28 protein-coding genes are annotated in these 24,662 nt (G+C 56.8%); 13 read left to right on the top strand and 15 right to left on the bottom strand.

What is annotated here, in order from left to right:
- Positions 1–7: 7 nt before the first annotated feature.
- The 3 genes from FGO67_RS08090 to zapE form a co-directional block, all read right to left on the bottom strand.
- Entirely contained in the window at positions 8–1,915 is a 1,908-nt protein-coding gene (locus FGO67_RS08090; RefSeq protein WP_203300231.1) for a DUF1302 domain-containing protein, read from the bottom strand.
- Positions 1,916–2,205: 290 nt separating this feature from the next.
- A complete protein-coding gene (locus FGO67_RS08085) occupies positions 2,206–3,390 on the bottom strand; it encodes a thiolase family protein (RefSeq protein WP_203300230.1) in 1,185 nt (394 codons plus the stop codon).
- 86 nt (positions 3,391–3,476) lie between these two features.
- A complete protein-coding gene (gene zapE, locus FGO67_RS08080) occupies positions 3,477–4,574 on the bottom strand; it encodes a cell division protein ZapE (RefSeq protein WP_203301150.1) in 1,098 nt (365 codons plus the stop codon).
- Between the two features lie 231 nt (positions 4,575–4,805).
- Between zapE and FGO67_RS08075 the strand changes: the two genes are divergently transcribed.
- Positions 4,806–5,237 (top strand): Z-ring associated ZapG family protein, encoded by a 432-nt coding sequence (locus FGO67_RS08075; RefSeq protein WP_041341091.1) that lies wholly within the window; start codon positions 4,806–4,808, stop codon positions 5,235–5,237.
- A gap of 4 nt (positions 5,238–5,241) precedes the next feature.
- On the opposite strand, the gene FGO67_RS08070 is transcribed toward FGO67_RS08075, so the two are convergent.
- From FGO67_RS08070 to FGO67_RS08020, 11 genes are all read right to left on the bottom strand, one after another.
- Entirely contained in the window at positions 5,242–5,985 is a 744-nt protein-coding gene (locus FGO67_RS08070) for a Nif3-like dinuclear metal center hexameric protein (RefSeq protein ID WP_203300229.1), read from the bottom strand.
- A gap of 165 nt (positions 5,986–6,150) precedes the next feature.
- Complete coding sequence (gene hisC / locus FGO67_RS08065) at positions 6,151–7,203, bottom strand: histidinol-phosphate transaminase (protein WP_203300228.1); 1,053 nt, start codon at positions 7,201–7,203, stop codon at positions 6,151–6,153.
- A 60-nt stretch (positions 7,204–7,263) separates the two neighbouring features.
- Positions 7,264–8,571: a histidinol dehydrogenase gene (gene hisD / locus FGO67_RS08060; protein WP_203300227.1), complete on the bottom strand. Its 1,308-nt coding sequence runs from the start codon at positions 8,569–8,571 to the stop codon at positions 7,264–7,266.
- Positions 8,572–8,747: 176 nt separating this feature from the next.
- A complete protein-coding gene (gene hisG, locus FGO67_RS08055; RefSeq protein ID WP_203300226.1) occupies positions 8,748–9,392 on the bottom strand; it encodes an ATP phosphoribosyltransferase in 645 nt (214 codons plus the stop codon).
- Between the two features lie 29 nt (positions 9,393–9,421).
- On the bottom strand, positions 9,422–10,684 hold the full coding sequence (gene murA, locus FGO67_RS08050) for a UDP-N-acetylglucosamine 1-carboxyvinyltransferase (protein WP_203300225.1): 1,263 nt from the start codon (positions 10,682–10,684) through the stop codon (positions 9,422–9,424).
- Positions 10,685–10,712: 28 nt separating this feature from the next.
- Positions 10,713–10,955 carry a BolA family protein gene (locus tag FGO67_RS08045; protein WP_138439317.1) on the bottom strand — a complete coding sequence of 81 codons (243 nt, stop codon included), beginning with the start codon at positions 10,953–10,955 and terminating at the stop codon, positions 10,713–10,715.
- A gap of 118 nt (positions 10,956–11,073) precedes the next feature.
- Positions 11,074–11,388: an STAS domain-containing protein gene (locus FGO67_RS08040; RefSeq protein ID WP_203300224.1), complete on the bottom strand. Its 315-nt coding sequence runs from the start codon at positions 11,386–11,388 to the stop codon at positions 11,074–11,076.
- Positions 11,385–12,038: an MlaC/ttg2D family ABC transporter substrate-binding protein gene (locus FGO67_RS08035; protein ID WP_203300223.1), complete on the bottom strand. Its 654-nt coding sequence runs from the start codon at positions 12,036–12,038 to the stop codon at positions 11,385–11,387. Before FGO67_RS08035 ends, FGO67_RS08040 begins: the two co-directional genes overlap by 4 nt.
- Positions 12,039–12,087: 49 nt before the next feature.
- A complete protein-coding gene (gene mlaD / locus FGO67_RS08030; protein ID WP_203301149.1) occupies positions 12,088–12,537 on the bottom strand; it encodes an outer membrane lipid asymmetry maintenance protein MlaD in 450 nt (149 codons plus the stop codon).
- A gap of 34 nt (positions 12,538–12,571) precedes the next feature.
- Positions 12,572–13,354, bottom strand: coding sequence for a lipid asymmetry maintenance ABC transporter permease subunit MlaE (mlaE, locus tag FGO67_RS08025; RefSeq protein WP_203300222.1), 783 nt, complete (start codon positions 13,352–13,354; stop codon positions 12,572–12,574).
- Positions 13,351–14,163, bottom strand: coding sequence for an ABC transporter ATP-binding protein (locus FGO67_RS08020; protein ID WP_203300221.1), 813 nt, complete (start codon positions 14,161–14,163; stop codon positions 13,351–13,353). Before FGO67_RS08020 ends, mlaE begins: the two co-directional genes overlap by 4 nt.
- Before the next feature lie 266 nt (positions 14,164–14,429).
- On the opposite strand from FGO67_RS08020, the gene FGO67_RS08015 reads away from it, so the two are divergent.
- From FGO67_RS08015 to yjgA, 12 genes are all read left to right on the top strand, one after another.
- Positions 14,430–15,410 (top strand): KpsF/GutQ family sugar-phosphate isomerase, encoded by a 981-nt coding sequence (locus tag FGO67_RS08015; RefSeq protein ID WP_203300220.1) that lies wholly within the window; start codon positions 14,430–14,432, stop codon positions 15,408–15,410.
- On the top strand, positions 15,410–15,979 hold the full coding sequence (locus tag FGO67_RS08010) for a KdsC family phosphatase (RefSeq protein ID WP_203300219.1): 570 nt from the start codon (positions 15,410–15,412) through the stop codon (positions 15,977–15,979). Before FGO67_RS08015 ends, FGO67_RS08010 begins: the two co-directional genes overlap by 1 nt.
- On the top strand, positions 15,976–16,638 hold the full coding sequence (gene lptC, locus FGO67_RS08005) for an LPS export ABC transporter periplasmic protein LptC (RefSeq protein WP_338039543.1): 663 nt from the start codon (positions 15,976–15,978) through the stop codon (positions 16,636–16,638). Before FGO67_RS08010 ends, lptC begins: the two co-directional genes overlap by 4 nt.
- Positions 16,622–17,176 carry a lipopolysaccharide transport periplasmic protein LptA gene (gene lptA, locus FGO67_RS08000; RefSeq protein WP_203300218.1) on the top strand — a complete coding sequence of 185 codons (555 nt, stop codon included), beginning with the start codon at positions 16,622–16,624 and terminating at the stop codon, positions 17,174–17,176. The genes lptC and lptA overlap by 17 nt, the downstream gene beginning before the upstream one ends.
- Positions 17,154–17,879: an LPS export ABC transporter ATP-binding protein gene (lptB, locus tag FGO67_RS07995; protein ID WP_203300217.1), complete on the top strand. Its 726-nt coding sequence runs from the start codon at positions 17,154–17,156 to the stop codon at positions 17,877–17,879. The genes lptA and lptB overlap by 23 nt, the downstream gene beginning before the upstream one ends.
- A gap of 161 nt (positions 17,880–18,040) precedes the next feature.
- Positions 18,041–19,567, top strand: a complete 1,527-nt coding sequence (locus FGO67_RS07990) for an RNA polymerase factor sigma-54 (RefSeq protein ID WP_203300216.1) — start codon at positions 18,041–18,043, stop codon at positions 19,565–19,567.
- A 110-nt stretch (positions 19,568–19,677) separates the two neighbouring features.
- A complete protein-coding gene (gene hpf, locus FGO67_RS07985; protein ID WP_203300215.1) occupies positions 19,678–19,986 on the top strand; it encodes a ribosome hibernation promoting factor in 309 nt (102 codons plus the stop codon).
- A gap of 86 nt (positions 19,987–20,072) precedes the next feature.
- The gene (ptsN, locus tag FGO67_RS07980) at positions 20,073–20,543 is read left to right on the top strand and encodes a PTS IIA-like nitrogen regulatory protein PtsN (protein ID WP_203300214.1); all 471 of its coding nucleotides are present in this window, start codon (positions 20,073–20,075) and stop codon (positions 20,541–20,543) included.
- A 37-nt stretch (positions 20,544–20,580) separates the two neighbouring features.
- Positions 20,581–21,465, top strand: a complete 885-nt coding sequence (gene rapZ / locus FGO67_RS07975) for an RNase adapter RapZ (RefSeq protein WP_203300213.1) — start codon at positions 20,581–20,583, stop codon at positions 21,463–21,465.
- 7 nt (positions 21,466–21,472) lie between these two features.
- Positions 21,473–21,742 (top strand): HPr family phosphocarrier protein, encoded by a 270-nt coding sequence (locus FGO67_RS07970; protein WP_203300212.1) that lies wholly within the window; start codon positions 21,473–21,475, stop codon positions 21,740–21,742.
- 127 nt (positions 21,743–21,869) lie between these two features.
- The gene (gene mgtE, locus FGO67_RS07965) at positions 21,870–23,231 is read left to right on the top strand and encodes a magnesium transporter (protein ID WP_203300211.1); all 1,362 of its coding nucleotides are present in this window, start codon (positions 21,870–21,872) and stop codon (positions 23,229–23,231) included.
- Positions 23,232–23,263: 32 nt separating this feature from the next.
- Positions 23,264–23,794 carry a ribosome biogenesis factor YjgA gene (yjgA, locus tag FGO67_RS07960; RefSeq protein WP_203300210.1) on the top strand — a complete coding sequence of 177 codons (531 nt, stop codon included), beginning with the start codon at positions 23,264–23,266 and terminating at the stop codon, positions 23,792–23,794.
- Positions 23,795–23,810: 16 nt separating this feature from the next.
- Here yjgA and FGO67_RS07955 read toward each other — a convergent pair whose 3' ends face one another.
- Complete coding sequence (locus FGO67_RS07955; protein ID WP_203300209.1) at positions 23,811–24,650, bottom strand: carbon-nitrogen hydrolase family protein; 840 nt, start codon at positions 24,648–24,650, stop codon at positions 23,811–23,813.
- Positions 24,651–24,662 lie beyond the last annotated feature (12 nt).

Genomic DNA, 24,662 nt, shown 5'->3' with positions numbered 1-24,662 from the left:
GTCGGTATCAGAATGAGTAGGACACACTCACCACTGCAAAATCACGGTCAGTCAATTCGTTATACGGCTTCCCGCCGAAAAAGTTTGTGTAACCAATGTCTGCCGTAATTTTATTCTGGTAGACCGCCTCCAGGGAGAGACCCACCGCTTTACTGCCCTCATTGAACGCACCACCAGGTTGTGGGCTGTAGCCCTGTACGTCGTGTGACCACGCGAGCTGCGGGCGCAGGTTCACACCAGCAAACACGTTGGGATAGTCCCAAACGAAGCGTGCACGATACCCCCAAGAGAAGTCTGTGGTAAAGCCTTCATTGTTGCAGTAATTGGTATTGATATTTGCGCCAGCCGCACAGATATCAGCGCCGCCTAGCGACTCCAAAGGTATTTGACCAACGCCGAACGTACCTGAGCGCCCGTAACGAGCTTCATCATTATCCGGGAGATCATGAATGTAGGTAGCACCAAACTCGGTGATCAACGACAGGCGGCTTGCGCCCATGACCTGATCGAAGAATTTAATCAAAGTGAACTGTGCTTGCGAGACCTTGAAGCGATCGTAACCGTCCACTTTGGTCCCGGCCAGATTCGCACCACCTGCCTCTTCAAGACGCTGGCGTTCCAGCAAGCTCAGAGGAGTTTGGTTGCCATCTGCATCGGTTCGAGCCTGAATGCCGCCCAGCAATAATTCAAAGGCGTTCCACTGAATTGGCATGTTCGGCCGGAAGCTGTATTCAGCACCCAAAGACCAACCGCCCGGCGTGGTTGTGTTGATGCTCACACCATAGAGGTCAATGTTTTCTGGGTATTCAACGAAGTAACTTGGGAACGTCGCGAAAGGCTGACTAGGATCATTAGTTTGGCTCCCCTCCGGACTTGAGGGATTGTTCACCTGGCCGCTAACGTAGGGCAGTCGGCTATTGTACTTGATGTAATAGAAGCCTAATTCGGAGTCATTCAGAGCTGGCACGTACCAGCGCATGGCAACACCAAACTGATCCTTGGAATCAGCTTCTTCATCGCCAAGACGAGGCGCTACAAAACCCTGCGCAAGTGCTTGTGAGTCAGGCAGCGCACCAGCCAAAAGAACTGGCCCGCAGCCATCAGCGGCGAAATCGTTGGTGGAGAAGAAGGTGCCGCAATCGTCCGGCTTGACCGGTTCCCAGTCCGCCTGGACGAACGTTTCCAGAGTAATGTTTTCAGTAACGCCTGCAGAGGCGTAGAACATTTCTACCGGCAACAGTGCATCCTTCAATTCGGCGCCAGGGGCGCGGAAGGCGGGAACGTCGACCGGGTTGATAACGTTGATACCACCCTGGATAAAGGTGCTTTCACCCCAGCTAAGCACCTGACGACCATAGCGCAGGCTTACAGGCGTGTTACCGAAGTACCAGTCAGAAAACACGTAGGCGTCGAGAAGCTCGCCACCGGAAGCATTGTCCTTGGCTTCGTCGTTCAGTTCGCGTCGCTGGCCAACGGGATCGACCGCGCGCTGTTCGTCCTTGAGCTCGAAGTCGTAGTAGTACCGCCCACGAACCAGACCGCCAACTCGAGTCAGCGTATCGCTGTCGACGTCGTAGTTCAGGAACAGCTCACTGTTGCCTTTCACAACCTTGGAGTAAGTGTCGCCCTTCTCGAAGTTCAGGTTACCGTCGTCGTAGTTGTTGGTGGAAGCACCAATATTGGCTTTATCGCCACCGGGAGCGAACTCAGGGCCCAGGTTACCTTGGGCGATCAGGCGCTTGTCCTGATCGGACGTCCGCCAACCGACACCCGCGGAAAGCGTGGTGTTGAACTGGGCTTCGACATCTCCCACGTAGAATGAATAGGCTGCGGCTTGACCGGACACGCCGGCCGCAATTGCTACAGCCAACGGTAATTTGGCCAAACGCTGCCATTGTTGTGTTTTTCTTGTCATTGGAAGGCTACTCCATTGTTGTTCTGAGTCGCTGCTCTGATTATTGGTATTCACGATGTATAGGAGGCTTCATGCACAGTGCTCGTGATGTTGGCACTATAGCTAACGCTGTCGAGCGCTTTGATCAGTCAAAAGTATGATTTTGCCTTCATACCCCATTTACCAGCGGGTTTACTCGCACCGCTTCACTATAGACAACAATTTTGGATGCAACCACTTTGGTTTGGCGGGGTTTTCTTGGGCGAACAGGAAGGAGATTCGGGCCCATCCCTGGGCCCTAGAGCAGGAGCTTACAGCAACTCAATGGCCATGGCCGTGGCCTCACCACCGCCGATGCAAAGAGCCGCAATACCCTTTTTCTTGCCGTAACGCTGCAGCGCGTACATCAGGGTAACGAGGAGACGGGAGCCAGTAGAGCCTACAGGGTGCCCCTGGGCACAGGCACCACCATGAACATTCACCTTTTCCGGATCGAGCCCCAGCTCGCGGATAGGCATCATGGCCACCATGGCAAAGGCCTCGTTGATCTCAAACAAGTCGACCTCTTCTTTACTCCAGCCAGTTTTGCCGAGCAGAGTCTCGATGGCACCTACCGGTGCACAGGTGAATTCCGCAGGATGCTGAGACTGGGTGCTGTGACCCACAATTCTTGCCAGCGGCTTCAAACCACGCTTTTCCGCTTCTGATTCCCGCATCAACACCAGGGCCGAAGCGCCATCAGAGATAGACGATGCGTTCGCGGCAGTCACGGTGCCGTCTTTGCTGAACGCCGGACGCAGGCTCGGGATCTTTTCGATGTTGGCGTTGAACGGCTGCTCATCGTCTTCGACAACGGTGTCGCCCTTACGGGATTTGACCGTCACTGGAACGATTTCGTCCTTCAACAGACCCTCGGTGATCGCTCGCTGCGCGCGCTTGAGCGAGTTGATGGCGTAGTCATCCATCTCTTCACGGGTGTAGCCCTTCTTGTCCGCCATTTCCTGGGCGAACGCGCCCATCAGGCGGCCCGTTTCCGCATCTTCCAGGCCATCCAGGAACATGTGATCCTGCGCTGTATCGCCAGGCCCCATGCGATAGCCTTTCCGCGCGGTGGGGAGAATGTAGGGCGCATTGGACATGCTCTCCATGCCACCGGCGACCATGATGTCGTTGCTACCCGCCTTGATCAGGTCATGGGCAAACATCGCCGCTTTCATACCGGAACCGCAAAGCTTGTTGATGGTGGTGGCACCGGTGTTGTCTGGCAGACCAGCCTTGCGCATGGCCTGACGAGCCGGGCCTTGCTTGAGCCCGGCGGGCAGCACATTGCCCATGATCACTTCCTGGACATCAGCCGGCTGCAGACCAGCGCGCTTTACCGCCTCAGCAATGGTGAGAGCGCCAAGGTCAGGCGCACTCACAGCGGACAGGCTGCCCTGAAAACCACCCATTGGGGTACGAACCCCACTGACAATCACTACGTTATCGTTGCTCATAGATCGATCTCTCTTTGTTATTGATAGCCAAGCCTTCGCTCTGCCTATCGTTCTGATTCAGTTCTACTGAATTCTTATGGGATTATTTACGGCTTATGCGGTGCTTCCAGATACTCATGCGACTGCATTTCCAGCAGTCGTGATTCGGTTCTTTCAAACTCGAAACTAAGACGGCCGCCTGAATAAAGCTCGGTTATGGGAGCCGCGGCGGACATGATCACCTTCACATTGCGATCGTAAAACTCGTCCACCATGTTGATGAACCGACGAGCCTGATCATCGTTCTCGCGTCCCAGGACAGGGACATTGCTGATAATGATCGCGTGAAACTGCCGAGCCAGCTCGATGTAGTCGTTCTGGCTACGAGGGCCATCACACACATCCACGAAATCAAACCAGACCACATCATCAGCATGGGCCTGGGCCGGAATCTTCCGCCCATTTATCTCCATGGTCTTGCTGTGCTTGCCGGCCTCCACTGCTAGGGCATCGAAACTCGCCCGCAGACTGACATCCGCTTCGTCATCCAGCGGTGAATGGAACAGCTCCGCCTGCTCCAGAGTCCTGAGACGGTAGTCGATACCGCCATCAACATTCACAACCTGAGTGTGCTTTTTCACCAGAGCGATCGCAGGCAGGAAACGCGCGCGCTGCAGGCCGTCTTTATACAACCCATCCGGAACAATGTTGGAGGTGCACACCAGAGTCACGCCACGGCTGAAAAGGCCATCCATCAAGGTGGCAAGGATCATGGCATCACCAATGTCGGAAACAAAAAACTCATCGAAACAGATCACACGAGCTTCATCAGCAAACTTCTTGGACACCAGCTCCAGTGGGTTTTTCTCGCCCTTCAGAGACTTCAGCTCGGTATGAACCCGTTGCATGAAACGGTGAAAGTGAACCCGCATCTTCCGATCAAAAGGCAGGGATTCGTAGAAAGTATCCATCAGGTAAGTCTTACCGCGACCAACGCCGCCCCAGAAGTACAGCCCGGTAACCGGCTCTTCCTTGCCCTTCTTCAGTTTTCGGCGCAGCTTGGTCATCGCCTTATTGCGATCACTTTCAGCATCGACCAGTTTGTCGTACAGTGACTGCAGACGGCTGACAGCATCTTCCTGAGCGGCGTCCTTCTGAAAATCCGGACGTTCAAGATCCTTCTGGTAACGCTCCCATGGGGTCAAGTTCACATTGGCATCGGAGGACTTGGAGTCTGTCATTAAGCTGTTCCCGGAGATCTGTCGTGAAATTTGGGGCGGCGTATTGTCGCGCATTTCGTCATTATTCGCCACGTTGGGCGCTTGCATAGCAATACGACGATTGGCGCAGGATAGAATCATGGGCTGAACACGCTTCGAGCGTTATACTCGATTATCGTGCGAGGCTAATTTCCAGGTAAAAGGACGACACAGCATATGACAAACCTGATTCTGGCAGCGATTGCCGCATTGATTGTAGGCATCGTCATCGGGGTAGTTGTTGGCCGCTCCGGGCAGGGAACCACGCTGCGACAGCGTCGGGCAGAACAACAAATTGAAGAACTGCGAAGCGAATACACCCGCTATCAGGCCCAGGTGAATGAGCACTTTATGGAGTCCTCCCACCTTCTGCGCCGCTTTAACGATGCCTATCGCGACGTGAACCAGCACATGGCGCGCGGCGCCAACCGGCTGTGCAACGATGAAGAGTGGATGGAAGAGCTTGCCCAGGAAACGTCAAGGAAGCGGCTGGAAGAAGTTAGCGACGACGGTGTAGAGCCGCCACGAGACTATGCCCCCAAGACCGATCCCGATGCTTCGGGAACGCTGGCAGAAGGTTTCGGCCTCCCCAAGAAAGAGAAGGCCTGAGCCCTTACGCCGGGTTGTCGCAATCGATAAATCGATGCGTCAGCCCGAATTCCTTTGCCAGCGCCTCGCCCAACGCCCGCACCCCATATCGCTCAGTAGCGTGATGGCCCGCCGCATAATAGTAAATGCCACATTCACGCGCCGTGTGAGTTGTCGGCTCCGATATTTCCCCACTGATAAAGGCATCTAAGCCGGCGTCCAGCGCCGTACCAATGAAGCCCTGTGCAGCGCCAGTGCACCAACCTACCCGACTGATCTGGGACTTACCCTCTCCAACCAGAAGCGGCTCCCGGTGAAGCTGCTCAGCAATATGACGACCCAATTGCTCCGGCGTCATAGGCTCTGAAAGCTCGCCTTGCCACACCAGACCACCGAGCGGCCTGGGATTCTCGATACCCAGAACATTCGCTAGCTGCCGGTTGTTGCCATACTCCGGGTGATCATCCAGAGGCAGGTGATAAGCTGCCAGATTGATATCTTTCTGAAGCAAGGTTTTCAGCCGCTCGCGCTTCATGCCGCGAATTCGCTGGTCTTCGCCCTTCCAGAAGTAACCGTGGTGCACCAGGATCATATCGGCACCGGCTTCTATGGCCGCATCAATCAGCGCCTGTGAAGCAGTAACGCCGGTAACAAGTGTAAAAACCTCTTCTTTACCTTCAACCTGGAGACCGTTTGGACAATAGTCCTGAAAGTTCTCTGGCTGGAGCCATTCGGAGATTTTTTGAACGATACTGTCGCGACTTGCCATTGAGATACTCCCTGCTGACTACGCCCCAAAGGCCAGCCAGCATTGCCGGGATGACCTTTCGGGAATGTTGGAGGCCAAGGATGGCCGGAAACAAGCGCACATGGACGTGCTCGTAGCGGTTCCCGGAAGGTCATCCCGGCGATGCTGTGCCACCGAAGCTAAAAGCTACAGCGACTTAATACCTTTGATCAGAGCATCGTTCTGTGTAGGAGTACCAATGGTAATCCGAAGGAATTGCTCGATCCGTGGCTTGTTGAAGTGGCGAACGATAATGCCTTGCTCTCTCAGGCCTTGCGCCAGAGAGCCGCCGGACTTCGTCTTGTGGCGAGCCAGCACGAAGTTTGCCTTGGACGGCAGCACTTCAAAATCCAGCTCGGCAAGTGCTGTCGTGAGACGCTCACGCTCGCTGATGACGCCAGCGCAGCATTTCTGGAACCAGGCTTCGTCTTCATAGGCGGCCTGAGCACCGGCCAAAGCCAACCGATCCAGCGGATAGCTGTTGAAGCTGTTCTTGACCCGATTCAATGCCTCGATCAGGTCCGGGTGGCCAACCGCAAAACCAACCCGCAAACCAGCAAGAGAGCGGGCTTTGGACAGGGTTTGGGAGACCAACAGGTTCGGATACTTATCCACCAAAGTGATGGCACTCTCTCCGCCGAAATCGATGTAAGCCTCATCAACCACTACGACCCGGTCGGGGTTAGCTCGCAAGATTTCTTCCACGTGCTCCAGACCGAGAAACCGGCCCGTAGGCGCATTCGGGTTGGGAAAAATCACCCCACCGTTGGCCTGCTTGTAGTCTTCGGGGTTGATTTCGAAGCTATCGGTCAGCGGGACCTTGATGCCCTCGATGTTATACAAACCGCAATAGACCGGGTAAAAACTGTAGGTAATATCCGGAAACAGAATCGGCTCGCCGTGCTGAAACAGGCCGTAGAAGATGTGCGCCAGGACTTCGTCGGACCCATTACCGAGGAATATCTGCTCAGGCTTCAAGGAGTGATAGTTGGCAATAGTCTGGCGCAAACTTTCGCCTTCCGGGTCCGGATACAAGCGAAGATTGTCATTCAACTCTGCCTTGATCGCTTCAACGACCCTGGGTGACGGACCAAAAGGGTTTTCATTGGTATTGAGCTTGACCAGATTGGCCATTTTCGGCTGTTCGCCCGGCACATACGGGACCAGGTCATTAACCAGCGGACTCCAGAACTTACTCATACTGAAATGAACTCCGTGCGGTCGCAGCGCAGGAGGGCCCTGCGCGCGAACATAGATGTGTCAGTCTTCGTCGATGCGAAACTCAGCGGAACGGGCGTGAGCGGTCAGGCCCTCACCGCGCGCCAGCACTGAGGCCACCCGCCCCATGCGATCCGCTCCGGAGGCACTGAAACCGATGAGGGAGGAACGCTTCTGGAAATCGTAGACACCCAGAGGTGACGAGAACCGGGCAGTCCCGCTGGTGGGCAGCACGTGGTTCGGCCCCGCACAGTAGTCGCCGAGCGCTTCGGCGGTGTAACGCCCCATAAAGATAGCGCCGGCGTGACGAATTTCTTCACACAACGCCTCGGGGTCTTCCACCGACAACTCAAGGTGCTCCGGAGCAATTCGATTCGAAACCTCCGCCGCCTGACTAAGATCAGACACCTCAATCATTGCCGCACGAGTGCCCATAGACGCCTCGATGATTTCGGCGCGCTCCATGGTCGGCAGCAATTTGTTGATGCTGGCTTCAACCGCATCCAGGAACTTCGCATCCGGACTGATCAGGATCGACTGCGCCTGCTCATCGTGCTCAGCCTGGGAAAACAGGTCCATGGCAATCCAGTCAGGATCGGTTTGACCATCGCAGATCACCAGGATCTCAGACGGACCGGCGATCATATCGATACCAACGGTGCCGAACACCTCGCGCTTGGCCGTCGCCACGAAAATGTTGCCAGGGCCGACGATCTTATCCACGGACGGCACGGTTTCCGTGCCATACGCCAGCGCACCGACGGCCTGAGCGCCACCGAGGGTAAATACCCGATCGACACCCGCAATCGCCGCGGCCGCCAACACCATGTCGTTAACAACGCCATCGGGAGTCGGCACAACCATAATCACTTCACCGACACCGGCCACTTTAGCCGGAATGGCATTCATCAATACGGATGACGGGTAAGCAGCCTTACCGCCCGGCACATACAAGCCAGCACGATCCAACGGCGTAACCTTCTGACCCAACACCGTGCCGTCTTCTTCTTCGTACTGCCAGGACTTTTGATTCTGCCGCTCATGATAAGAACGAACCCGCTGCGCCGCTTGTTCCAGGGCAACCCTCTGATCTTCAGGAATTGTCTCGAGCGCCTTCTGCAGCCGATCCTGACCAATCTCAAGCTCAGCAACGCTGCCCGCTTTCAGACGATCGAATTTCTCGGTGAACTCAAGCACCGCAGCGTCACCGCGGGTTTTCACCTGATGCAGGATATGACGTACCGATTCATTCACCTGATGATCAACGCTGTCTTCCCAGGCCAACAGCTTTGCCAGTGAACTGTCGAAGTCACTCTGGGAGGCATTTAATCGCGTGATGTTAACGGTCATTATCAGATCCTGTCTTGGGTACGCGAGCTGATCGTTGTTGAAACCAGCTCTTCTGATTGGGAATCGGTCAGGTGGGGCTTTCTAAAACTGTGCGGAGCCAGGGATGGCGGAGCTCAAGCGTCACAGGGATGTGCTTGAGCGGGTTTTGGAAAGTCCCACCTGATCGGTTCTTCCACTCAAGCTTGCCTGCGTTTATCTACGGCAACAGACATCTTTTCGATTATCGGATTAATCTTTTCGTGCTTCATCTTCATGGACGCCCGGTTAACCACCAACCGGCTGCTGATGTGCTCAATCAGCTCCCGAGCTTCCAGGCCGTTGGCCTTCAAGGTATTGCCGGTATCAACAATATCGACAATCTCATCCGCCAGTCCGAGAATCGGCGCCAGTTCCATAGCACCATACAGCTTGATGATGTCTGCCTGACGACCCTGGGCCGAATAGTAACTACGAGCCAGATTCACAAACTTGGTCGCCACCTTGATCCGGCCACTCGGTGGCGTCTGATCCTTAGGGCCCGCGGTCATCAGACGGCAACGGGAAATGTTCAGATCCAGCGGCTCATACAGACCCTCACCACCGTGCTCCATCAAAACATCCTTACCGGTAACGCCAAGGTCAGCGCCGCCGTACTGGACATAAGTCGGCACGTCGGTGGCTCGGATGATAAGCACCCTTACGCTGGGATCCGTGGTCGGAAAAACCAGCTTGCGGGATTTCTTGATGTCGTCGACCAGCTCAATGCCGGCTTCCGCCAGCAGTGGCAGCGTCTCTTCGAGAATGCGCCCCTTCGACAATGCGATGGTGATGGAATCTGTCATGCGTCCTTCCGGTTTCCCGTTTGTTTCCGTCACGCCGGCAAGCGGCGAATGCTGGCACCCAGCAACTGCAGTTTTTCTTCGATGCACTCGTAACCACGGTCGATGTGGTAGATGCGATCGACGATGGTGTCGCCATCAGCCACCAGGCCGGCAATCACGAGACTGGCGGAAGCGCGCAGATCGGTCGCCATTACTGGTGCGCCAGCAAGGTGCTCAACACCTTTGATGATGGCGGCATTGCCTTCAAGCGTGATGTCGGCACCCATGCGAATCAGTTCCTGCAAGTGCATGAAGCGGTTCTCGAACACCGTCTCCACAATGGTGCCGCTACCTTCAGCAACCACGTTCATGGCCGCAAACTGGGCCTGCATGTCCGTGGGAAACGCCGGATAAGGTGCAGTTCGAATACTCACGGCCTTGGGTCGGTTGCCCTTCATGTCCAGCTCGATCCAATCCGGACCGGTGCTGATATGGGCGCCTGCCTCATTCAGCTTTAACAGAACCGACTCGAGCAGATCCTCGCGGGTGTCCTTGAGCTTGACCCGGCCACCGGTGGCAGCAGCTGCCACAAGGTAGGTACCGGTCTCTACGCGGTCTGGCAGTACGTCGTAGTGGCAACCGTGCAGGCGCTTCACACCGTGGATCTCGATAGTCGCCGTACCATGGCCCTTGATATCGGCACCCATGGCAATCAGGCATTCCGCCAGATCCACCACTTCCGGTTCACGCGCAGCGTTTTCCAGAATGGTTTTCCCGTCGGCCAAGGCCGCGGCCATCATCAGGTTTTCCGTACCGGTGACGGTAACGGTATCCATGAAAATGTGCGCGCCCTTCAGGCGACCGTTGGTCTTGGCCTTGATGTAGCCATTCTCGACCTTGATCTCGGCACCCATCTGCTCCAGGCCCTGAATATGCAGATTCACCGGCCGGCTACCGATCGCACAGCCGCCAGGCAGAGATACCTCGGCTTCACCGAAGTGCGCCACCAGGGGGCCCAGCACCAGGATCGATGCCCGCATGGTCTTCACCAGCTCGTAGGGCGCGTGGAAATGCTTGATGGTATTGGCGTGAACTTCCACGCTCATTTTCTCATCAATCATCAGCTCCACACCCATGCGACCGAGCAGTTCGATCATGGTGGTGACGTCGTGCAGGTGGGGCAGATTACCAACGGTTACCGGCTCGTCCGCCAGCAGCGTTGCGGCAAGAATTGGCAGCGCCGCGTTCTTGGCACCGGAAATGCGTATTTCGCCGTCAAGAGGCTTGCGCCCCCGGATCAGAAGTTTATCCACAGTCAATATCCTGTCTTGTCGGGGCCTATCAGCCCTGGCGCTCAGCCCATTCAGCCGGCGTAAATGCTTTCGGATGCAGCGCGTGAATCGTTCCATCCATGACCTGTTGGAACAGCGCCTTGTTAATCAGTTGCTGGCGCTTGATCGTTGGCAAGCCTTCAAACACATCACCAACCACAACAACCATGTAATGGGTACCGTCGACCTGTACCTCAACTTCGCAGCCGGGCAATGCGTCTTTCACCAACGCGGCGACTTCGGTGGCATCCATAAAAAAACCTCGGGCATTAGAAAATCAGGGGCGAGATTGTAACCAATTACAGAGGCTGGGTCAGCTTTACCATTGGGTAACGAAGATACCGCCAACCTCATTTGGTGGTGGTGCGAATTTATTTGCGAGAAAATCCGGGCAGTTGGTCATCGAGATGGCTAAGAGCTGCCAGCGACAGCAGACGCTCGCTCACGCCTTGGTAGGTCAGAACCACTCCCTGGGTGGACGCCAGCCGCTGCCAGCAAAGAAGCATCGACAACACAACACTGTGCGCCGTCTCAAGCCCCTCAAGATCCACGGTCAGATTTACGGCGGCAGAGCGAATAACCGCTTCGCCCTTCGACCGCAGCGCCACGACGGACTCTGCATCCACTTCGCCACTGACTACCAGTGTGTCGTTGGTCCGCTCAACACGTGGCACCGAAGCGGTCACGACTTGTCGACTTCCTTGTCCAGGTTCAGGGATTTCACTGCATCCCCCCAGTCGTCAATCACGGCCTGCACCTGGCCACGATTCTCTTCCATTTCCTGGGCAAACCGATCGCGGAACGCCAGGCCAATATTCACCCCTTCTACAATGACATTCTCCATCATCCAGCGACCTTCGTCGTTCTTATACATGGAGTAGGTCACCGGGTAACGGGTGCCTGAGGCGCTGATTACTTCCATCTGCACAGATGCGCGGCCATCGTCCTGAGGGTTGATCACAGCCTCTTTGACTTCAATGCGAAATTTGTCAGCATTCACAAGCGCCTGGGCATAGCTGTCAAATAAGCTGCGCTTGAATTTCACGACAAACGCATCGCGCTGCTCCGGGGTGGTCTGACGGGCGTACCGCCCCATAACTCGAGCTGCAATGCGACGAAAATCGACAAAGTTTCGCAAGGTTTCATCCATGCTGACGTAAAACGCCTCCGGATTCTTGGCATACAGGCCGCGCTCGGCGTTCAGCTTTTCAACCAGGCGCTGGGTATTCTGATCTACGTAAGCCTTGAGGTCCTCAGCGGCTCCGGCATGAGCGGAACCCACCGCAAAGGCGGTTAGTACAAACAGCAACAACAATCGTTGTTTCACCAAAAGCATTACAATCTCCTATGTAAACCTGTTCCCTGCGGTCCTGCTTATCGGCCAGTCATCGGCCGGAAGCAAAATTACTGATCAGCCGTTCCAGATTCATGGCCGACTGAGTGGAGTAGAAGGTGTCACCGTCTGCCAGCGATTCCATCTCTCCCCCCACGGATATATCAATGTACTGTTCACCGAGCAGGCCCGATGTACGTATTACTGCCGAACTGTCTGACGGGATGTTATCTATATCAGTGCTGATTGCCATCGCTACTTTCGCCTGAAACGTCTCTTTATTCAGACTGATCGATTCGATAGTGCCGACCGTAACCCCGGCCATTGAAACCCGTCCTCTGGGCGCCAGCCCACCGGTATCATTGAAATTGGCATACACCGTATACGTACCTTCGGCCGATTTGGGCGTCAGGCCACTGACTTGCAGAGCAAGAAACAGCAGCGCCGCCAGTCCGGCAACCATAAACACTCCGACTATGACTTCCATTGTTCTCTGGGTTATCACCGCTCCACCTACCTTTCTGTCAGTCGTAAGTTCAAAAGTCGCCAAACATCACGGCGGTCAACACAAAATCCAGCGCCAGTACCGCGAGGGACGAATACACCACGGTTTTGGTCGTCGCTGAGCTGATACCTGCAGAAGTCGGTACGCAGTCGTAGCCCTGGTAGACCGCAATCCAGGTGCACACGAACCCGAACACCACACTCTTGATCACACCGTTGAGCACATCATCGACGAAGTCGACGGATGACTGCATATTACCCCAGAACGAACCCTCAAAAACGCCAAGCCAGTCGACACCTACGAGCATTCCGCCCCATATTCCCACCGCCGAAAAGATAATGGCCAGCACCGGCATGGCAATGAAACCGGCCCAAAGCCTCGGCGCAACCACCCGCCGCAAAGGGTCGACCCCCATCATCTCCATGCTCGACAATTGTTCAGTCGCTTTCATCAGCCCGATTTCGGCCGTCAGGGCAGACCCGGCCCGACCCGCAAAAAGCAGCGCTGTCACCACCGGCCCCAGCTCACGCACCAGCGTCAGGGCGATCATCTGGCCAATGGCCGCCTCGGAGCCGTAGTCGCTAAGGATGGTGTAGCCCTGCAACCCCAGCACCATGCCAATGAAAAGACCAGACACGATAATGATCGCCAGCGACAGAACACCCACGGCGTATAGCTGCTTGACCAACAGCGGAAACCCGATGCTCGGCCTAGGGACGCCCACCACAACGCCCGCCAGGAACTGCCCTGAGCGACCGAGTGCCGACATCGTGGTCAGCCCCCAACGGCCCAACGCCACAATTCGATCGATCAAGAAGCCTCCCCGGAGAGCCCATAATCAGCGCCAGCAGGACCGGCAGGATAGTGAAATGGCACCGGACCGTCAGGCTGCCCGCGCAGGAACTGCTGGATCTGCTCTGACGGATGAGCCCTGATTTGGTCCGGCGTGCCCTCGCCAATAACTTTGCCATCAGCAATGATGCAGGCGTGATGACAGATACTGAGGGATTCCGGCACATCGTGGGACACCAGCACACTGGTCAGGCCCATGGAACTGTTGAGATCCCGGATCAACTTAACCAATACGCCCATGGTGATCGGATCCTGGCCGGCGAAAGGTTCGTCGTACATGATCAGGTCCGGGTCCAGAGCAATACTGCGTGCCAGCGCAACTCGCCGGGTCATCCCGCCGGACAACTCTGACGGCATTAATTGGCGCGCGCCACGCAGGCCCACGGCTTCCAGCTTCATCAGCACGATGTCGTGAATCATGTCTTCAGGCAGCGATGTGTGCACTCGCAGAGGGAACGCCACGTTCTCGTACACATTGAGATCGGTAAACAGGGCCCCGCTCTGGAACAACATGCCAATATTTTCCCGCAGCTTGTACAACGCGCCGCGCTTCAGGTTCGGCACGTCATGGCCATCTAGACTGACGCTGCCGGAATCAGGTCGCAGCTGGCCACCTATCAGCCGCAACACCGTGGTCTTTCCGGTGCCACTGGGCCCCATGATGGCGGTGATTTTACCGCGCGGTATGTCCAGGGTTACGCCATCCAGAACTCGACGCCCTGAACGGGAGAAAACGACATCTCTCAACGATATGTATGCGGGACTGTCCATAACCCTACCCTTTGTGCGTAACCCCACCTTGTAAAAGTGCGGCTACATTATGCCAAGGAAGCTTGAAGCTCAATCGGTCAAAGCCGAAAAAGCATGAACACTTTGATCAGTTTCACTGAACTTTCTGTAACGCACCCCGTAACCCACGGCGTCTCTGATTGAAAATGATATACTCCGCTGTAATTCAGCGGCATTGCCCCCAAAACCAGACACCGTGCAATGCATTGATAATCATGTTCACCCAAGCAAACCAGGCCCTAATCCCGATGACTGAACAGAGCTCAAAGGACTTTCGCACTTCCGCGCTTCAAGCTATCCGTATCGAACGCGATGCCATTGATGCTCTGGAAGGACGCATTGATCACCATTTCATCAAGGCGTGCGAGGTGATCATGGCCTGCAAAGGCCGGGTTGTGGTCACTGGCATGGGCAAATCCGGCCACATTGGTAACAAGATTGCGGCAACCCTGGCGAGTACCGGCACCCCGTCGTTTTTCGTCCATCCCGGCGAAGCCAGCCATGGGGACCTGGGTATGATTACCAGCCAGGACGTAGTCATTGCCATATCTAACAGTGGCAACACCAGCGAGGTGATTACCATTTTGCCACTGATCAAGCGTATGGACGCCCCGCTGATCAGCATGACCGGCAACCCGGATTCGGTACTGGCCCGGGAAGCGGTGGCCAACCTGGATGTGAGTGTTGAAACCGAGGCCTGCCCGCTGGGCCTGGCCCCGACTTCGAGCACCACCGCCACACTGGTCATGGGAGATGCCCTCGCCGTTGCCCTGCTGGAGGCTCGCGGCTTCAGCAAGGAAGATTTCGCGTTCTCGCACCCGGGCGGCACGCTCGGTCGCCGGCTCCTGCTCCGGGTCTCCGACATCATGCACACCGGCGAGCGCATTCCTAAAGTCCCTGAAGGCACCACGCTCAGCGGCGCCCTGCTGGAGATTTCCCGCAAGGGACTGGGCATGACCACGGTACTGGATGCTTCGGGCAAACTGATCGGCGTCTTTACCGACGGTGATCTGCGTCGCACGCTCGATAAAAATGTCGACGTGCACACCACCGCGATCGAACACGTCATGACCCCCAACGGCAAAACCATTCAGGCCGACCACCTGGCGGCGGAAGCTCTGAACATCATGGAAGAAATGAAAATTAACGCCCTGCCGGTGACCGACCAGAGCGGCAGCTTGGTGGGCGCTATCAACATGCACGATCTGCTTCGGGCAGGAGTGATCTGATGTCAGACCCGATCAGCCCGCTAGCCGCGAACTGGCCGCAGGAACTTCTGGCTAAAGCCGCCGGGATCCGCCTGATTGCGTTTGACGTCGACGGCATCATGAGTGATGGCAGGCTCTATTTCAGCGCCAATGGCGACGAGCTCAAAGCCTTCAACATCCTCGACGGCCTGGGCATGAAACAGCTGATGGCGGCGGGCATCGATGTCGCCGTGATTACCGGCCGCAAGTCGCCCCTCACCGAAAAACGGATGCGGGATCTGGGCATTCCCCACCTGATGCAGGGCCGCGAGGATAAACGCGTCGCGCTGCAGGAACTGCTCAGCACCATGGACCTGCCAGCCGAGGCAATCGCCTACATGGGCGACGACCTGCCGGACCTGCCGGCCATCCGTTTTGCCGGGCTTGGCTTGACCGTGCCCAACGGCTATTGGCTGGTACGCGAACACGCCGACTATTGCACCCAGGCCGCCGGTGGCAGCGGCGCCGTGCGTGAAGTTAGTGATCTGTTGCTGACCGCTCAGGGTAAGCTCGGCGCTGCCTTGGCAAACTACCTGGAGCCAGACGCATGAGCAGCAGCTCTCAGGACCCGCGCAAAAACGGAAATGGAACCGGCAACGGCGAGAGCAAAGACGACCTGATCGCGCTGTTCACGCTGTCAGACCGCCCATGGTTGCGCACCCTGGCCCTTGGCGGCACGATTGCCGCGACACTGTTCCTGTTGTGGCGCAGCGACGAACCCACCCGGGTTCAGGACGATGCGGCGCAGCTCCGAGGCAAGGCCGAACCCGACGGCTTTGTGATCAATGGCCAGTACACCGCCTTTGACGAAAACGGCGACCTGAAGATTCAGTTCACTAGCCCTCGAATCGAGCAGTTCGAAGAAGGCAATGTCGCCACCATGAAAGCCCCCCGGGCCAAACTTTTTGGTCAACCAGAAACAGAGCCCTGGATCGTCGAGTCGGAGAATGGCAGCCTGCTGCAGAACGAGGGGGTGCTCTATCTGACTGACCACGTGCGGGTCATCCGGACCTTTGGTGAACGCAAGGCCACGATGACAACCACCAGCCTGACCCTGGATAACGACCAGGGCACCGTGTACACCGATGCACCGGTTACCATCACCGATCAAATTGGCGTCACCCGGGCAACAGGCATGAAAGCCTGGATCGACGACCGAACCCTCGAACTCAAATCTCAGGTAGAAGGACGCTATGAAACTGGTCAATAACCGAGCTCTAACGCTGCTGGCTGTCACGCTGGCGCTGACGATCAGCGGGCCTGCCACGGCTTTCAACCTGGACTCTGACGCCCCGATCACCGTGAGCGCTGACAACGCCCGACTGGACGACACCAAGGGCATCGCCACCTACACCGGAGACGTCCAACTGGTGCAAGGCAAGACCCGGCTCAACGCAGAGCGCGTGGTGCTGTATCGGGATGCTAACGGCCTGAGTCGCGTTGAGGCCTCCGGCCAGCCGGCTCGCTATCAGCAGCCAACCCGGGACGGCGAGGGTGAGACCGATGCCCGCGCCCTGAACATCACCTGGTCCGCCAGCGATGACCAACTGACCTTTGAAAGGGAGGCCATCATTGAGCAGAATGGCAACCTGTTCCGCGGCGACATCATTCATTATGATACCGTTCGCCGAGTCGTAACCGCGCAAGGCGGCGACACCAGCACCGGTAGCGGCCGCGTCGAAATGGTCATCCAGCCACGCAGTACCAAGAGCAAACAGGGATCCGATGGCAGTTCTCAGAGCCAGTAACCTGGCAAAAAGCTACAAACACAAGAAGGTGGTGATTGACGTTTCGCTGGAGATCCGCAGCGGCGAAATCGTTGGCCTTCTGGGTCCGAACGGTGCCGGTAAGACCACCTGCTTCTACATGATTGTCGGGCTGGTGCCTGCTGATCGGGGCCGCATTACCATCGACAGTCAGGACATCACACCGCTGCCGATGCACGGCCGCGCCCGCAAGGGCATCGGTTACCTGCCCCAGGAAGCGTCAGTGTTCCGCAAACTGACCGTTCGTGACAACATTATGGCCATCCTCGAGACCCGCAAGAGCTTGAGCCGCGGCGAACGGGTAAACAAGCTGGAAGAGCTTCTTGAGGAGTTTCACATTACCCACATTCGCGACAGCGTGGGTATGGCTCTGTCCGGCGGTGAACGCCGCCGTGTCGAGATCGCCCGCGCCTTGGCCATGGAGCCTGCGTTTATCCTGCTGGACGAACCCTTTGCAGGGGTTGACCCGATCTCGGTAAGTGATATCAAGCACATCATCCGCCACCTCCGGGACAAGGGCATCGGCGTGCTGATTACCGACCACAACGTGCGGGAAACCCTGGACATCTGTGAGACTGCCTACATTGTCTCCGGTGGTCACATCATTGCGTCCGGAAATTCTGAAACCATCCTGGCCAACCAGCAGGTGAAAGAGGTTTACCTGGGCAATGAATTCAGACTGTGACGCCAAGCATCCGATTGTGTTGGTGACTTTGAGCAAGTAAACTCGGCAAAGAACTTGCTAGGCTTTTTCTAGATATCGGCAAGTGACGGCCACATAACGACTTTTTATTGAACAGACCGCAACGCAGAGTGCTGACGAGTGACGGATCCTGAACCATGGTTATGAAAGCCTCCTTACAGTTAAAGCTGGGTCAGAGTCTGACTATGACACCCCAGCTGCAACAGGCGATCCGGCTACTGCAGCTATCCACCTTGGATCTTCAGCAGGAAATTCAGCAGGCGCTTGAATCCAATCCCATGCTGGAAACCTCCGAGGACGACGAGCAGGCGGAGTCCCAGTCGACCGACGACAGCAACAGTCACGACGAGCCAGCCAGCGAAACAGCCTCGGAATCGGCAGCAGAGACCACCCCGGACTGGGACGAGTCCGAAAACGGGCCCGACTGGTCATCGGAGAATGAGATTCCGGATACCATCCCCGACGATCTTCCGGTCGACACCGCCTGGGACGATATCTATCAGTCAGCGCCGGCGACCTCCGCGCGCAATGACGACGAGAACGATCACGATTTCGAGACCCGTAACTCACCCACGGAAACCCTGCAGGATCACCTTGAGTGGCAGTTGAACCTGACTCCGTTGAGCGAACGGGACCAGGCCATCGCCCACGCCCTGATGGATGCCGTGGACGAACGGGGGTACCTGACCAGCACCCCGGAGGATATCCACGCTGGGCTGCAAGAGGATGCGGATGAAGACCCGGTTGAACTGGACGAGGTTGAAGCGGTGCTGCATCGCCTGCAGCATTTCGATCCCCCCGGCGTATTTGCCCGCGACCTGCAGGAATGCCTGCTGATCCAGCTGAACCAGTTACCGCCGGAGACACCCTGGCTGTCCCAGGCCCGCCTGGTGATTACCCACTACATCAACCTGCTGGGTAACCGCGACTACGCGCAACTACTACGGCGCAGCCGGCTTAAAGAAGATCAATTGCGGGAGGTTCTGGCCCTCATTACTGGCCTGAACCCACGGCCCGGAGACGTGATCGATCGCGCCGAGCCCGATTACGTGATTCCGGATGTCATCGTGCGCAAACACAATGGCCGGTGGCGGGTTGAGTTAAATCCTGAAATCGCACCACGCATCCGCGTCAATGCAGGCTATGCTTCTCTTATAAGGCGCGCAGACAGTAGTGCCGATAACACCTACCTGCGTGATCAACTGCAGGAAGCCAAATGGTTTATCAAGAGCCTGCAAAGCCGTAACGAAACTCTGCTCAAGGTGGCGACCCGAATAGTTGAACATCAGCAGGGCTTTCTGGATCACGGCGAAGAGGCCATGAAACCCCTGATCCTGTCGGATATTGCGCAGGCGGTGGAAATGCACGAGTCGACTATTTCTCGGGTAACCACCCAGAAATACATGCATACGCCTCGGGGCATCTTTGAGTTGAAGTACTTTTTCTCGAGCCATGTCAGTACGGATGAAGGCGGGGAATGTTCATCAACCGCCATCCGTGCAATGATCAAGAAACTGATCGCGGCGGAAACGCCGAAAAAGCCGTTGAGCGACAGCAAAATTGCGGCCATGCTAGGGGATCAAGGAATCAAGGTGGCGCGGCGGACGGTAGCCAAGTACCGGGAGGCCATGCATATTCCACCTTCGAATGAGCGAAAAAGACTGGTTTAGGAGAGCCCTGCCCTCACGGGGGCTCCCCCAGACCAAACTTTGGCGGCGCAGTGCGCGCCAGCCCTCAGCCCGGCCCGCTTGGGCCGGCACGATGACAATAGGAGACGCCTATGCAACTCAACATTTCAGGCCACCATGTAGAACTGACTCCCGCACTGAAGGATTACGTCTCGGAAAAATTTGAGAAACTTGAACGCCACTTTGACCACATCAGTAATTGCCAGGTCACTTTGCAAGTGGAAAAAGTTCGTCAAATGGCGGAAGCGACGTTGCACGTGGTTGGTGGTGATATACACGCAAAGGCAGAAAACGAGGACATGTATGCGGCCATCGACGGGCTGATTGACAAACTGGACCGCCAAATCCTCAAGCACAAGGAAAAGAATGTAGACCGGATGCACGGCAACGGCAGTCGCTAGACGCCCGCTATCGTGCATGTCATCTCATCGCGCTGCGGCAAGGTTAACCTGCCGCAGCCTTTTTTTTACGGAATTGCAGTCGATTCATGAGCGACACATCCCTAACCATCGAGAATATTCTTGCGCCAGAGCTGACTCTGTGCCGGGTTCCCGCTTCCAGTAAAAAGCGGGTGCTGGAATTCATTGCCGAACAGATTCACCAGCATAACGGCACTCTCAGCGAGACTCAGATTTTCAATAATCTGATCGGGCGGGAGCGTCTGGGCAGCACCGGCATTGGTCAAGGCATTGCCATTCCCCACTGTCGGCTGGAAGGGCTCGATCATGTGGTGGGCGTTTTGCTGACGCTGGAAGAGAACATTGAGTTTGATGCCATCGACAATCAACCAGTCGATCTGGTGTTTGCCCTGGTCGTGCCCAAAGAGGCCACCAGCGAACATCTGGAACTGCTGAGCCAGTTGGCGGAAAAGTTCAATGAACGTGCCTTCTGCGATCGGCTTCGCCAGTGCGAGGATGCCGCCACACTGTTCAAGCGTATGACGGCAGCGACCAAGTAAGCCAAATTCTGGAGACGGCATTGGAGAGCGTGAGCGTATGAAATTGATTATCGTAAGTGGCAGGTCCGGCTCCGGTAAGAGTACGGCGCTCCACGTCCTTGAGGACCTCGGTTACTACTGCATCGATAATCTGCCCATTGGCCTGCTGTTCCCGCTCACCCGTGAGGCGACCAACAAGACCTCGCCGGGGCGCCTCAGCAAGATGGCCGTCAGCATCGACGCCCGCAACCTCTCTGCCGAGCTGGCCAACTTTGAAGACATTTACCGCCAGCTTCAGAACACCGGAGTCACCGTCGAGGTCATTTTTCTCGATGCCGACGAACAGTCACTGCTCCAGCGTTTCCACGCCACCCGGCGCAAGCACCCCCTGAGCGACGACAAAACCTCGCTTCGTGAGGCCATCACCAATGAAAAAAAACTGCTGGAGCCGCTGTCCAAGCTGTCTGACCTGTACGTGAACACCACCGGCATGTCCATGTACGAGTTGCGGGACATGGTGAAGCAGCGGGTGGTTGGCCGGAAAGACCAGGAATTAGCGTTGCTGTTTCAGTCGTTCGGGTTCAAGCATGGCGTGCCACTGGATTCCGACTACGTCTTCGACGTTCGCTGCTTACCCAACCCTTACTGGGACACCAGCTTGCGCAAATTCGTCGGCACTGACCAGCCGGTCATCGACTTTCTGGAGAAAGAACCGGCCAGCCGCAAGATGATTGATGACCTGATAGCCTTTCTGGAATCCTGGCTGCCGTCTTTCGCCGACAGCAATCGCAGCTACATGACCATTTCCATCGGATGCACCGGCGGCCAGCACCGTTCGGTATACGTCAGCGAACAACTTTGCGCGCATTTCCGTAACAACTACACCAATGTTCAGGTCCGGCACACCGAACTACCGCATCTGCAAACCCGCGGAGAGATCTGAGCCCATCATGATTCGTCGCCCCATCACCATCATTAACAAACTGGGACTGCATGCCCGGGCAACCGCCAAGCTGGTTGCCACCGCCTCAGAATTCGACAGCAGCGTACGAATCAACGGCAAAGGCCGGGATGTGGACGCCAAGAACATCATGCAGGTAATGATGCTGGCGGCCAGTCAGGGCACAGACGTGGAACTGGTTGCCGATGGGCCTGATGAAGAGGCCGCCATCGAAGCTCTGACGGCGTTGATCAACGACTATTTTGGCGAGGGCGAATAGCCCTCCGTTGCCGTACCCTTCCCTCTACCCTTCTGGGTTGTTCTCTGCGGGATTCACCTACAACTCTTTCTGACCTATGCGCCCTAACTCCGCTATAATGCAGGCGTTTTCTGACTGTGGGTGATCCATGACCGATATTCTGGAAAAAAGCCAGGCCCGCCAAAGGCTCCGCTCCCTGAGCGAGGCTCTGGACAGTGGTGCCCTTAAACAGGTTGCCCGCATCCTGAACGGCGGCCTTAGCCCCAGTGATATCGCCCACCTGCTGGAATCCTCCCCTCCCCGTCAGCGCGCCCTGCTCTGGAATCTGGTTGATAAGCAGCTGGAAGGGGAAGTTCTCCAATATCTCAGCGACGATATTCGTGGCTACTTCCTGAGCCAGCTGAACGCCCAGGAACTGGCGGATATTATCGAGGATTTCGAGTCAGACGATCTCGCTGACTTGCTCCAGCAGCTGCCGGATACAGTGATCCAGGAAGTCCTGGACACCATGGACGAGCAGGACCGCCAGCGCGTCGAGGAAGTGCTTTCCTACCCGGAAGACACGGCCGGCGGCCTGATGAACACCGACACCATCACGGTGCGTCCGGACATCAGTATCGACGTCGTGCTGCGCTACCTGCGCCGGCACCGCACGCTGCCCCCCATGACCGATAGCCTGATTGTGGTCAGCCGACGAGACGAGTTTATCGGCATGTTGCCGATCACCAAGATGCTGGTATCCAACCCGGCATCCACGGTGCGGGAAGTGATGGACACCGACATCGAACCTATCCCGGTCACCCTGTCCGACACCAAGGTAGCCACTCTGTTCGAGCGCTACGATCTAATCTCGGCACCCGTGGTGAACGAAGACGGCAGACTGCTGGGCCGGATCACCATCGATGACGTGGTCGATGTTATTCGTGAAGACGCCGATCACTCGCTGATGAGTATGGCGGGTCTCGATGAAGACGAGGACACCTTTGCACCGGTCTGGAAAACCACGCGTCGTCGGGCAGTATGGCTTGGTATTAACCTGATCACCGCTTTCATTGCCTCCGGGGTGATTGGCCTGTTTGAAGAAACCATCACCAAGGTGGTGGCACTGGCCGTTCTGATGCCTATTGTGGCGAGCATGGGCGGCATCGCAGGTAGCCAGACCCTGACTCTGGTGATTCGAGGCATGGCCGTGGGCCAGATAAGCGGCGCCAATGTGGGCTGGCTGCTGAACCGGGAATTCATGTCTGGCGCCCTCAATGGTGTATTCTGGGCACTGGTCGTTGCGACGGCAGCCGCTGCCTGGTTCCAGGACGTACTCATTGGCGCCATCATCGCAGCGGCATTGATCATCAACCTGGTGGCTGCGGCGCTGGTGGGAACGGTGCTACCGCTGTTCCTGAAATCGCGCAACATTGACCCGGCGTTAGCAGGCAGCGTTATTCTGACAACGGTTACCGATGTGGTTGGCTTTATGTCCTTTCTTGGCCTGGCCACGATATTTTACGCGTAACCGACGCACTACCGAACATCAATGGATTTACCATGACTCAGCACGACCAGTACGACGACGAAGACGAATTTGGCAAGAGCAAATCTCAGCTCAAACGGGAGATGCATGCTCTGCAGGATCTGGGCAAGCGCATGCTCGATCTGAGCAATGACCAGCTCGACACCCTACCGATCAGCGAGACCCTTCGGTCCGCGATTGAAGAATCTCGTCGCATTCGTCAGAACGAAGCCAAGCGCCGTCACTTGCAGTACGTTGGCAAGATCATTCGCCAGGAAGACGATCCCGATGCCCTGAAGCGGGCCATTGATGCGTTTGATGCGGGCAGTGAAGAGCACACCCGGCGGCACCACCTGGCCGAGCGCTGGCGTGATCGGATGATCACCGAAGGCGACTCCGTGGTGGGTGAATTCTTTAACTACTGCCCGAGCGCCGACATGCAGCATTTGCGCAACCTGGCGCGAAATGCCCGCAAGGACGTCGAAAAGCAGAAAAATACCGGGCAGGCACGAAAACTGTTCCGCTACCTCCGGGAATGTGTGGACGACGCCGAAGCAACCAGCTGAGTTGCTGCCGCCGGCCCTATAGCCGGCGGTGCTCCCACACTGGCATCCGCTTTCGCAGCTCCGCCAGCTGATCGCCATCCAGGTCTGCCACCACGACGCCCGGCCCCTCGGCCAACTCAGACACCACCTTGCCCCATGGATCGCAGATCAGGGAATGGCCGTAGGTTCTGCGCCGCTCGCTGTTTTGTCCGCCCTGGCCCGGCGCTACAACCGCCACCTGATTTTCAATAGCACGGGCGCGGATCAGCGCATGCCAGTGCGCATCACCGGTCTGCCAGGTGAATGCGCTCGGCAAGCAAAGCCAGTCCACGCCCTCGGCACGCAGGGCCCGAAACAGCTCCGGGAACCGCAGATCGTAGCAGATTGCCAGTCCCAGCTTGCCGGCTGGGGTGTCAACCGTTACCAGCTGCTCGCCCGGCTCAAAGGTATCCGATTCCCGGTATTGACCATGGGCGTCTTCCACCATCGCATCGAACAGGTGGATCTTGTCGTACCGGGCGACTTCCTGCCCTTGTGCGTCGAAGACCAGACAACAGGCACGTACCCGGTCACTGATGGCTGTACCATCCGGCCTTTCCGCCAGGGGCAAGGAGCCGCCCACAATCCACAACCCCAGGGTTCTCGCCTGCTCCGCCAGGAACGCCCGGATCACAGGCTGATCACCCGCTTCGGTGCGGCCGCACTCGAGCATCTGATGAGTCGCCAGAACGGCAAAGTTTTCCGGCAGCACCGCCACCGAAACCCCCTGATCGGCAGCCTCCTTCAGCAATCTGCGAGCTTCCTGCAAATTGGCGTCAATGTCGTGGGTGCTCACCATCTGGATGGCAGCCACACGGCCGGATACGATTGCGGTCATAATCAGCTCCTG

Origin of the sequence: Marinobacter sediminum, from assembly GCF_016820575.1 — a bacterium.
GTDB lineage: Bacteria > Pseudomonadota > Gammaproteobacteria > Pseudomonadales > Oleiphilaceae > Marinobacter > Marinobacter sediminum.
This window is presented reverse-complemented; position numbering and strand designations above follow the sequence as displayed.